A 10,667-nucleotide genomic window follows, 5' to 3' on the forward strand; every position below is an offset into this window, starting at 1 on the left:
GGCGACGGCCGTGCGCGCCTGGCGTCACGGCGGGACGGCGGCACTCTCCGTCCTCGACGAGGAGTGGCGTGTGGAGGGGGAGACGCTCGCACGCGCGTTTGCCGCCCTGGAGTCGGCCTGGGACACCGCCGAACGGCCGGAGCTGCGGCAGCGGGGCAACCGGTGGACGCTCGCCGGCGCGCCGGTCCAGCTGCGTCTCGGCCGGGACGGCCGCTGGTGGCCCTACCGCGAGGACCGCGGCCGCTGGCTGCCCGCGGCGGGCCCCGCCCAGGATCCGGCGACGGCCCTGGCCTCCGTGACGGGCCCGGCGTCGATGGAACTCGCCCCCGCGGACACGAACTCCCAGTGACACTCACGTGGTACGGACCGGACGTCCTCACCGTCGACGACGAGCTCACAGAGGCGTACGCCGAGGTCTTCACGGCACCGCCCTGGGAGCCCCGGGACGCCGAGGAGACCCGGGTGGAGTTCCGTGAGCGCCTGGAGACGGACGTGCGCCGTCCGGGTTTCCGAGCGGTACTGGCTCTGTCGGAGGACGGCGGCGTGGACGGTTTCGCCACGGGCTGGACCACCCAGGCGCCCTTCCGAACCGACCGTGCCTACGGAAAGGTGACCCGGCGGCTCGGTGCCGAGCGGGTGAGCGAGCTCCTCGTGGGCTGCTTCGAGATCGACGAACTGGGCGTGCGCTCCCGGGCCCGCGGTACGGGTCTCGGGCGGCGGTTGCTGTCCGCTCTCAGCTCCGGCGCACCCGGCGGCCGGGCCTGGCTGATGACCTGGAACGGCGCCCCGGACGCCCTGGCCTTCTACCGCCGGGCCGGATGGCTGGAGCCCGCACCCCTGCCGGGTGAGGAGACGGACATGGTGGTGTTCGTCGCCCCGGTCCCGGCTGACGGCGAGGCCTCCGGCTTCGGCGTGCAGGAGGCATCCGGGCGCTAGCCCGGCCGCCTCCCAGCGCCCGGGCAGGCTCAGCGACGCCCGGGCATCGGGCACCGGTCCAGCGACGCTCACGCGTCGAGCACCGCTCAGCGACGCTCACGCATCGGGCACCCGCACGACGCCGGGCGTCAGGCACTGGCTCGACGCCGCCCGGGCGTCACGGCACCAACTCGCCGACGTCCAGGGACGGCAGGAGCGATTCGAAGCCGCTCGGCAGATCGCTGGGCAGATCGCTCGGCAGATCGCTCGGGAGCCGAGTCGGGAAGCCCGACGGCAGTCGGCTCGGCAGCCCGGTCGGCAGGTCGGTCGGCAGGTCGGAGGGAACACCGAAGGACGGTTCCGGAGAGCCGCTCGTGCTCCCGTTGGACGGCTCGGCGTCCGGCGAGTCGCCCCTGCCGGAGGCCATCAGCACTACCAGGGACACGGCTGCGACGGCCGCGAGCACGGCGAGCAGGATCAGCAGCGGATTCCGGCGCCGGGGAGGCCGGGGCGGATGCGGCGGTACGGGCGGCAGGGCCATACCGACCAGAGTCGCCACGTACCGCTCACACCGGGAGGGGCGCACGGAAGCTGATACGGACTCATGGCGCGGATCGCACGATTCCGCGGCATGACGGGCCCGTCGGCCGACTGACACCGGCCGCCGGGCCCGCACGCGCGCAGGGACCCGGCCACTGGATCCGCACGCGCGCAGGGACCCCGGCCACTGGACCGGCGCGCAGGGACCCGGCCACCGGGCCTTCACGCGCTCGTGGACTCAGCCACGTGCCCCCAGCAGATGGTCCATCGCCAGCTGGTCCAAGTGCTCGAAGGCCATGCCGCGCGCGGCAGCCGCCTCCACGTCGAACGCCTCGAACGCCGACGGGTCGGCGAGCAGTGCCTGGAGGCCGTCCGCGGCGGTGGGCTGGGCCAGCTCGTCGAGACGGGCCGCGCGCAGGGCTTCCTGGACCTCCGGGTCGGCGCGGAAGGCGGCGGCGCGCTCCTTGAGGATGAGGTAGTTGCGCATGCAGCCGGCCGCCGAGGCCCACACGCCGTCCAGGTCCTCGGTGCGCGGCGGCTTGAAGTCGAAGTGGCGCGGACCGCTGTAGCCGGCCGACTCCAGCAGGTCGACCAGCCAGAACGCGGCGCGCAGGTCACCGGCGCCGAAGCGCAGGTCCTGGTCGTACTTGATGCCGGACTGGCCGTTGAGGTCGATGTGGAACAGCTTGCCCGCCCACAGCGCCTGCGCGATGCCGTGCGGGAAGTTCAGCCCGGCCATCTGCTCGTGCCCGACCTCGGGGTTGACGCCGTACATCTCCGGCCGCTCCAGGCGCTCGATGAACGCGAGGGCGTGGCCGACGGTCGGCAGCAGGATGTCGCCGCGCGGCTCGTTGGGCTTGGGCTCGATGGCGAAGCGCAGGTCGTAGCCCTGGGAGGTGACGTACTCGCCCAGCAGGTCGAAGGCCTCCTTCATCCGGTCCAGGGCCACGCGGACGTCCTTGGCGGCGCCGGACTCGGCCCCCTCACGGCCGCCCCACGCCACGTACACCTCGGCACCGAGCTCGACGGCGAGGTCGATGTTGCGGATGGTCTTGCGCAGGGCGTAGCGCCGCACGTCGCGGTCGTTGGCGGTGAACGCGCCGTCCTTGAAGACGGGGTGCGTGAAGAGGTTGGTGGTGGCCATCGGGACCTTCATGCCCGTGGCGTCCAGCGCCTGCCGGAAGCGCTTGATGTGCGCCTCGCGCTCGGTGTCGCCCGAGCCGAACGGGATCAGGTCGTCGTCGTGGAAGGTCACGCCGTGGGCGCCCAGCTCGGCCAGGCGCTGCACCGTCTCGACGGGGTCGAGGGCACGCCGCGTGGCGTCGCCGAAGGGATCGCGTCCCTGCCAGCCGACGGTCCACAGTCCGAAGGTGAACCTGTCCTCGGGGGTGGGCTGGTAGCTCATGCCGCGGCTCCTTGCTCGCTGAGGCTATTTCGTCATGCCGGTTTACAAATTAGTATGCGAGCACCTCTCTGGGAAGAGACAAGGTGCCTCCGAACGGAGACACGTGCCGCGAGCAGTAGGGAGAAGCCCGATGTCAGCAGCCGAGGGTCCGCTCGTCGTCGGTGTGGACTCGTCCACCCAGTCCACCAAGGCGCTGGTGGTCGACGCATCCACCGGCCGGGTGGTGGCGAGCGGCCAGGCGCCGCACACGGTCTCCTCGGGGGCGGGGCGCGAGACCGATCCACGCCAGTGGTGGGACGCGCTCTGCGAAGCCCTGCGCCAGTGCGGTGACGCGGCGCACGAGGCCGCCGCCGTGTCGGTCGGCGGGCAGCAGCACGGCCTCGTCACCCTGGACGGCCGGGGCGAGCCGGTGCGGCCGGCCCTGCTGTGGAACGATGTGCGTTCGGCTCCGCAGGCCCGCCTGCTGACCGAGGAACTGGGCGGCGCGAAGTTCTGGGCCGACCGCACCGGAAGTGTGCCCGCGGCCTCGTTCACGGTCACGAAGTGGGCGTGGCTGGCCGAGCACGAGCCGGAGGCGGTGCGTGCCACGAAGGCCGTGCGCCTCCCCCACGACTACCTCACCGAACGGCTCACCGGACAGGGCACGACCGACCGCGGCGACGTCTCCGGTACGGGCTGGTGGGCCTCCGGCACGGAAGCGTACGACGAGGAGATCCTCGCGCACGTGGGGCTCGACCCGGCCCTGCTGCCGCGCGTGGTCCGGCCCGGCGAGGTGGCGGGTACGGTGCGCGACGGGCATGACCTGCCGTTCTCCCGGGGCACCCTGGTCGCGCCCGGCACGGGCGACAACGCCGCCGCCGCGCTGGGCCTCGGTGTGCGGCCGGGCGTGCCGGTGATGAGCCTCGGCACCTCGGGCACGGTGTACGCCGTGTCGCGGCACCGGCCCGCCGATCCGAGCGGCACGGTGGCGGGCTTCGCCGACGCCCGCGGCGACTGGCTGCCGCTGGCCTGCACCCTGAACTGCACGCTCGCCGTCGACCGTGTCGCGGCGCTGCTGGGCCTGGACCGCGAGGCCGTGGAGCCCGGCACGGCCGTGACGCTCCTGCCCTACCTGGACGGCGAACGCACCCCGAACCTGCCCAACGCCTCCGGCCTGCTGCACGGCCTGCGGCACGACACGACCGCCGGCCAGTTGCTCCAGGCAGCCTACGACGGTGCCGTGCACTCCCTGCTCGGCGCTCTCGACCTGGTCCTCGACGAGGACGCCGCCCCCTCGGAGCCACTGCTGCTGATCGGCGGCGGGGCCCGGGGCACCGCCTGGCAGGAGACCGTGCGGCGGCTGTCGGGGCGTCCCGTGCAGGTGCCCGAGGCCAGGGAGCTGGTCGCGCTCGGTGCCGCCGCGCAGGCGGCCGGGCTGCTCACCGGGGAGGACCCGGCGGCGGTCGCCCGACGCTGGGACACCGCGGCCGGGCCGGTGCTCGACGCCGTCGATCGGGACGAGGAGACGCTGGCCAGGATCGCCGGGGTACTCTCCGACGCGGCTCCGCTGCTGGAGCGGCCCACGGACACCCACTGAGGACTGGCGTCAGGCATGACCGCACCGCTGCACGAGGCCCGTCCCTCCGGACCGGGACGCGCGCTGCCCGACACCCAGCAGGGCATGCGCCGCCGCAACCTCGCCCGTGTCCTGCACACCGTCCGCGCGCAGGGGCCACTGTCCCGGGCCGCCGTCGCCTCGCGGATCGGCCTGACCCGGGCGGCGGTCTCGACGCTCGTCGACGAGCTCATCCGCTCGGGGCTCCTCGAAGAGTTGGGGCCCGAGCGGCCCGGCCGGGTGGGCCGGCCCGGTTCCGCGCTCGCCGTCAGCGGACGCGGCCCGGCGGGCATCGGCGCCGAGGTCGGCGTCGACCACCTCGCGGTCTGCGCCGTCGACCTGCGCGGCACGACCCGGGCGCGGGCGATACGGCAGGGAGCGAACCGCGATCGCTCCCCTCAGCCCGTGCTCGCGGAACTCACCGAGCTGATCCGGCAGGTCGTCGCCGAGGCGGAGGGTGAGGGCCTGTGGCCGGCCGGACTCGCCGTGGCTGTGCCGGGCCTGGTGGCGCGCGACGGCCGTACCGTCGTACGCGCCCCGAACCTCGGCTGGCACGACACGGACCTCGGGACCCTGCTGCCGGCCGGCCTCCCGCTGACGGTGGACAACGAAGCCAACTTCGGTGCCCTCGCCGAACTCTGGCTGGGTGAGGACACGCCCCGCGACTTCCTGCACGTCTCGGCGGAGATCGGCATCGGTGCGGCGGTCGTGGTGGACGGCGGGCTGCTGCGCGGAACCCGCGGTTTCGCGGGCGAGTTGGGTCACGTGCCCGTCCGGCCGGACGGGCCGGAGTGCGCCTGCGGCGGCCGGGGCTGTCTGGAGCAGTACGCGGGTGAGGAGGCCGTGCTGCGTGCGGCCGGCCTGGAACCCGGCGAAGACCGGGTCGGGCTGCTCGCGGGGCGCGCCGCGCAGGGCGACGAGAACGTGCGCCGTGCCCTGCGCGACGCGGGTACGGCGCTCGGTGTGGCCCTGACCGGGGCGGTCAACCTGCTCGACCCCGAGAGCGTGGTCCTGGGCGGGGAACTGTCCGGCCTGGCGCCCTGGCTGCTGCCCTCGCTGCGTGACGAGCTGGCGCGCCGTACGGCAGGTCCGGTCTGCCCGGTGACCGTGTCCCCGCTGGGGCCCGAGGGCCCGCTGCTGGGGGCCGCGCACTCGGTGGTCCGGGCGGTGCTGGACGATCCGGCGGCCGTCGCCGGGCAGGCCTGAACGGGCCGTCGCCCACAGCCGACCGAGGCCGGTTCGGTCTCCTCCGTCCCCATCCTTCCGTCGTCAATCACCCGACCGGGTGATTGAGTTGTCCACAGTCGCGGCCCCGTCCACCGTTTTGTGCCGCGTCCTCCTGACCGGCCGGCAGGCGTCGTAACTTGATCACGCGGGCCGCGACCGCAACGCCGCCGCTCCGCGCAGTCGAGCACGAAACACCCTCCCGCCGAGCCCGGAAGGCACACACCCATGGAACTGAACACGGAACTGGACATGGAACGGAATGTGGACGCGGAACGGAACACGGAACGGACAACCCCCTTTCCCAGCAGGCGAGGCATCCTCGCGGGCGCCGCCCTCACCGCCGTCCCCGCCGTCCTGCTCTCCGGCACTCGAGCCGATGCCCGCCCCAGGCCGTCGACCACCCCGGAGCGGCGTGGCACCCGGCGAGCCGCAGGAACTACACCCCGTCCAACCGCCCCCGCGCTCACTCACTGCACTACGTGATCATCCACGTGGCACAGACGACCTACTCCGGCACGCTGTCCGTCTTCCGGAACCCCAGGACCAAGGTGTCCGCGCACTACGTGGTGCGCTCCTCCGACGGGCATGTCGCGCAGTGCGTGCGTGATTCCGACATCGCCTGGCACGCGGGCAACTGGGACTACAACACCCGCAGCATCGGCATCGAGCACGAAGGCTGGGTGGACCGGCCCGGGTACTTCACCGACGCCATGTACGAGCGGTCGGCCCGGCTCACCGCGTCGATCTGCGAGAGGCACGGCATCCCGAAGAACCGGGCGCACATCATCGGCCATCACGAGGTACCGGGCAGCGACCACACCGACCCGGGCCGGCACTGGGACTGGAAGCGCTACCTCAGACTCGTCAAGTCCGCCTGAGAGGCAGGTCGGAAGCACTGCGATCCACCTCACGTCCCGGTTACAAATCGCTCAACCCCTGGTTGCGGACCGGTGAGCAGGCGACGATGGGGTCATGACTCTGGCCCAGCGCGCCATGGAGCGCCTGCAGGCTTGGCCCGACCTCATGGCGGGCCCGGCGAGTTGCGGTACCGGAAAGGCGCTCCGTTCCGTCCGTGACGAGATCGTTCACTTCCACTCCTCACGGGACGTGGACCTCCACCTCACCCGCCGGGCCATCCAGCGCATCCATGCCGACCTCGCCGGGTCGAGCGCGATCCACCTGCTGCCCGGCTCAGGCTGGGCGACGATCCACCTCGACTGCGAGGCGGACGTCGACCTGCTGCTGAGCCTGGTGAGCATCGCTCTCAAGGCCCACCAGACGCCCCCCGCCGATGACGACGGGCCGCGACCGGCCGGGTGCAACTTCCGCCGGGTCACGGTGCTTCCGCGAGACGCCGTGGCGGGAGGCTGAACCTTGGGCCACGAACCGGAGTCGGTCAACGCCGAGGCCTGGGACGCCTACGCGGAGCACCATCTGCGACGGGGCACGGTGCTGCCCGAAGCGGCGGGCATCGACTGGGGGTTCGAGGGCGGCGGACCGGGGAGCGAGGTGCTCGGAGAGCTGACGGGCCGGCGGGTGCTGGACCTCGGCTGCGGTACGGCACGGCACGCCGCTCACCTGGTCCGGGCTCACGGCGCGCTGGTGGACGCGGTCGACGCCTCGGCCGGGCAGTACGAGCGGGCCCGGGCCCGCTACGGCTCACTGCCCGGGCTGCGGCTGGTCCTCGGCGACGCCGTGGAGCATCTGCGGGCGGCGGAGCCGTACGACGTCGTCTACTCCGTCAACGCCGTCCCGTACGTCGATCCGCACCGGTTGCTGCCCGCCCTCGCCGGGGCGCTGAGGCCGGGTGGCAGACTCTGCTTCACGGTGCTGCACAGCAACAGCCGAGGTGACGGACCGTCGGACCGGGTCGTCGCCCGGCCCGAGATCCTGCGGCTGGCGGGTGGCGGTGAGGTCACCGTGCACATGTGGGTGCTCGCGCCGGAGGTCTGGACTGCGCTGCTCACCGAGTACGGGCTCCGCCTGGAGGGGATCGACGTCCTCGACATGCCGGAGGAGGGCAACAGGGCCTCCTACCGGCTCTTCCGGGTGACCCGGCCCGTCCGGGTCTCCTCCCGGCCGCGCGTCGACAAGGCGCCGCCGGCGCACGCCGCGATCGGGGTGGGTGCCGTCCTGTACGGGCCGCGCGGGCTGCTTCTGGGCCGCCACCGGCGCGGGACGTGGGAATTGCCGGGCGGGACGGTGGAGCCCGGCGAGTCGTTGCGGGAGACGGTCGTGCGGGAGCTCGGCGAGGAGACGGGCCTCGCGGCGCGGCCCGATGACGTCCGGCTGCTCGGGACGCTCCTGGACGACGCGGGCGGTGTCGTCCGCGTGACCGTGCCTGCCCTGGTCACCGGCTGGCAGGGGGAGCCGTCGGACCAGCCCGGGGAGAGCGTGGGCCGTTGGCGCTGGTTCGCCCTGGACCGGCTGCCGGAGCAGCTGTTCGTGTGCAGCGCGCAGGCCCTCACCGCCTGGCGCCCCGGTCTGCCGATCGACCACACGCCCGCGCACTGGACGCCGTACGACACCGGGACGGGCGACAGCTGAAGCACCCAGAGGGGTGCGATTTTCCAGCCGTTCCCGCGCAGGAGGCGCTCAGCCGCCCTGCCGACCCCCGTGGTCTGGTGCACTGCCCCTGAGACTCCCGACAGTTGACGAGGCATCAGGGGGGGCACGATGGCAGGTCGTCGCGGGCGACGCGGTGCGGGCAGAGCGGTACTGGCGTTCCTCACGGCGTTCGGCGCGCTGACCGGTGCGGCCCTGGCGGGGGCGGCTCCGGCCGGCGCCGTCCAGAAGGGCGTGCGGGTCGCACCGGGCGTGACGTACGAGGAGTTCGACATCGAGGCGGCCAAGGGGATGACGCACGCACACGTGCTGAGGGTCGACCTGGGCAACCCGCAGGTACGGGTCGATCTGCTGTACCCGGGGGGGGTGGCCGTACGGGGGCGGGTCTCGGCGATGGCGAACAGCCAGGGCGCGGTTGCCGGTGTCAACGGTGACTTCTTCAACATCACCGAGACGCAGCACCCCGGTGTCGAGGCGACCGGCGCGAGCGTGGGTCCGGCGATCGCGGCCGGGCGGACGCTCAAGGCGGCCGTGCCGAACGGTCAGCGTTTCGGGCCGGCGCTGCCGCCCGGCACGACCACCGAGGACGTGTTCGGCGTCGGCACCGACGGGCGGGCGCGGCTGGACCGGCTGACGCTGAAGGGGTCGGTCAGTACGGCCGAGGCGCAGCTGCCTCTCGGCGGGCTCAATCAGTACGCGCTGCCGGTGGGTTCGGTCGGTGCGTTCACCTCCGAGTGGGGCAGCGTCTCCCGGGTGCGCGCCACGTGTGGCACGGACACCGACCGTGCCGCTCCGTGCAGCACGGACACCTATGAGGTGACGGTCCGCGACGGCCGGGTCGTCTCGGCCGCCGACACCCCGGGCAGCGGTCCCATCGCCGCGGGAACCACCGTGCTGGTCGGCCGGGAGGCGGGTGCCCAGCAGCTGCGCGAGTTCTCCACCGGTGAATCGGTCGAGGTCGAGCACGGTCTCGTGGCGGCCGGGGACGGCGTCGCCTACCGGCTCGCCGTCGGCGGCTACCCGGTGCTCTCCGGCGGTCAGCCGCCGCCGGGGCTCGACAACACGACGTCGGCCGTCCGTACCGCCGTGGGGATCGCCGACGGCGGGCGGCGCGTGCTGCTGCTCGCGCTGGACGGTGCCGCCGCCTACCGCAGCGGCCTGACGATCGCCGAAGTCGTCGGGACCCTGCGGAAGCTGGGTGCGGAGGACGCCTTCAGCCTGGACGGCGGCGGTTCGTCGACCCTGGTCGCGCGGCAGCCGGGCGCGAGCGCGGTCTCCGTGCGCAACCACCCCAGCGACGGCGCCGAACGCCCCGTCCCGAACGGTATCGGCGTGTTCTCCGGGTGATGTCAGGGCCGCAGGCCGCTGACGATCTCGGCCGTCGCCGTGATGCCGCTGTGGATGGTGGGCGCGATGCTGGTGCCGGCCAGGTAGAAGCCGAGCAGCAGGCAGACCAGCGCGTGGGAGACCTTCAGCCCGCCGTTGCGCAGGAAGATCACCGCAAGGATCACGAGCAGCAGCACCACAGAGATGGAAATGGCCATCGTCAACTCCTCCGCCACGCCGCCATGTCCTGTTCACGGCGTTCGGCCGCAAGTGTGGCGTAGCGGAGGGTTCGTCCGGGCGGCTGAGCTGTCCGCCGAACGTGTGGTGTCCTCCTGCACCTAGACAGCCCGCCGGGCGTCGAGGAACGCCTCCAGTCCTGCGAGATCGTCGGTGTTGAGGTGGTCGACGCCGGCGGCGAGCAGCTCGCCCCAGAGCGCGTCGCGGGCGGTGCCGGCCAGGTCCGGGGTGGCCCAGAACCGCACCTTCTGCCCCCGCTTGTGGGCGGTCCTGGTGATGTCCCGCAGCTTCTGCCGCTCGGCGGCCGGGAAGGCGCCGACACCCCGCCAGGTGAAGTTGAGCGTCCAGTTGTCGCTGATCAGCGGGATGAGGGAGGCCGGTGCCGGGCTGCCGAGGTCGGCGAGGCGGCCGTCGTAGAAGGCGCGCCGGACGGTCTGGGCCTCCATGGGCGCGCGGGCCGCGCGGTCGCCGGAGATCACGGCGGTGACCGGGCCGCGGCGGACGCGGCCGTGGGCGTACGTCGTGAACAGGTGGCGGTGGCGCTTGAGGTGGCGGTCGAGTGCGAGGTAGGTCGAGGATCCCTCGGTCTTGATGTCGATGAGCAGATTCAGCGAGCCGCGGTGACCCCGGTACACCGTGCCGTGGTGGGCGCGGACGCGGGCGGCGAGCGGGGCGAGGTAGAGGGACTCCAGGGTGCGGGAGGAGTCGAGATCCTCCGGGTCGTGGGCGACGAGGAGCTGGTCGCCCACGAGGTAGATGTCGGCTTCGACGCTGCCGAAGCGGTGGTCGAGGGCGTCGAACAGCGGGCGCGGGTGCTCGTAGTCGTTGTGGGCATGGGCGCGCCACAACGACTACGAG

The 10,667-nt window shown here is 73.2% G+C and carries 10 protein-coding genes and 2 pseudogenes; 8 read left to right on the plus strand and 4 right to left on the minus strand.

Annotated features, from left to right (window positions below; translation table 11 throughout):
* Together C1J00_RS29540 and C1J00_RS29545 are read left to right on the plus strand one after the other, a co-directional pair.
* Positions 1-349: pseudogene (locus tag C1J00_RS29540) on the plus strand (SWF or SNF family helicase); the annotation flags it as partial.
* On the plus strand, positions 346-936 hold the full coding sequence (locus C1J00_RS29545; RefSeq protein WP_102912052.1) for a GNAT family N-acetyltransferase: 591 nt from the start codon (positions 346-348) through the stop codon (positions 934-936). The pseudogene C1J00_RS29540 and the gene C1J00_RS29545, both read left to right, overlap by 4 nt.
* Before the next feature lie 157 nt (positions 937-1,093).
* Here the strand turns inward: C1J00_RS29545 and C1J00_RS29550 are convergent, their stop codons facing one another.
* Both C1J00_RS29550 and xylA read right to left on the minus strand, forming a co-directional pair.
* Positions 1,094-1,474 (minus strand): hypothetical protein, encoded by a 381-nt coding sequence (locus tag C1J00_RS29550; RefSeq protein WP_342751762.1) that lies wholly within the window; start codon positions 1,472-1,474, stop codon positions 1,094-1,096.
* 219 nt (positions 1,475-1,693) lie between these two features.
* Positions 1,694-2,860, minus strand: coding sequence for a xylose isomerase (gene xylA, locus C1J00_RS29555; protein ID WP_102912053.1), 1,167 nt, complete (start codon positions 2,858-2,860; stop codon positions 1,694-1,696).
* A 130-nt stretch (positions 2,861-2,990) separates the two neighbouring features.
* On the opposite strand from xylA, the gene xylB reads away from it, so the two are divergent.
* From xylB to C1J00_RS29585, 6 genes and pseudogenes are all read left to right on the plus strand, one after another.
* Positions 2,991-4,436 (plus strand): xylulokinase, encoded by a 1,446-nt coding sequence (xylB, locus tag C1J00_RS29560; RefSeq protein ID WP_102912054.1) that lies wholly within the window; start codon positions 2,991-2,993, stop codon positions 4,434-4,436.
* A gap of 15 nt (positions 4,437-4,451) precedes the next feature.
* Positions 4,452-5,660 (plus strand): ROK family transcriptional regulator, encoded by a 1,209-nt coding sequence (locus C1J00_RS29565; RefSeq protein ID WP_102912055.1) that lies wholly within the window; start codon positions 4,452-4,454, stop codon positions 5,658-5,660.
* A gap of 270 nt (positions 5,661-5,930) precedes the next feature.
* Positions 5,931-6,559 (plus strand): annotated as a pseudogene (locus C1J00_RS29570) (N-acetylmuramoyl-L-alanine amidase).
* A gap of 94 nt (positions 6,560-6,653) precedes the next feature.
* Positions 6,654-7,052: a luciferase domain-containing protein gene (locus tag C1J00_RS29575; protein WP_102912056.1), complete on the plus strand. Its 399-nt coding sequence runs from the start codon at positions 6,654-6,656 to the stop codon at positions 7,050-7,052.
* A 3-nt stretch (positions 7,053-7,055) separates the two neighbouring features.
* Positions 7,056-8,228, plus strand: coding sequence for a bifunctional class I SAM-dependent methyltransferase/NUDIX hydrolase (locus C1J00_RS29580; RefSeq protein WP_102912057.1), 1,173 nt, complete (start codon positions 7,056-7,058; stop codon positions 8,226-8,228).
* Positions 8,229-8,357: 129 nt separating this feature from the next.
* Complete coding sequence (locus tag C1J00_RS29585) at positions 8,358-9,593, plus strand: phosphodiester glycosidase family protein (protein WP_102912058.1); 1,236 nt, start codon at positions 8,358-8,360, stop codon at positions 9,591-9,593.
* Between the two features lie 2 nt (positions 9,594-9,595).
* Here C1J00_RS29585 and C1J00_RS29590 read toward each other — a convergent pair whose 3' ends face one another.
* Both C1J00_RS29590 and C1J00_RS29595 read right to left on the minus strand, forming a co-directional pair.
* Positions 9,596-9,790 (minus strand): hypothetical protein, encoded by a 195-nt coding sequence (locus C1J00_RS29590; RefSeq protein ID WP_102912059.1) that lies wholly within the window; start codon positions 9,788-9,790, stop codon positions 9,596-9,598.
* 120 nt (positions 9,791-9,910) lie between these two features.
* Positions 9,911-10,657: a phosphatidylinositol-specific phospholipase C/glycerophosphodiester phosphodiesterase family protein gene (locus tag C1J00_RS29595; protein WP_245936555.1), complete on the minus strand. Its 747-nt coding sequence runs from the start codon at positions 10,655-10,657 to the stop codon at positions 9,911-9,913.
* Between the last annotated feature and the right edge of the window lie 10 nt (positions 10,658-10,667).

This window comes from Streptomyces cahuitamycinicus, from assembly GCF_002891435.1.
GTDB classification, from domain to species: Bacteria; Actinomycetota; Actinomycetes; order Streptomycetales; family Streptomycetaceae; genus Streptomyces; species Streptomyces cahuitamycinicus.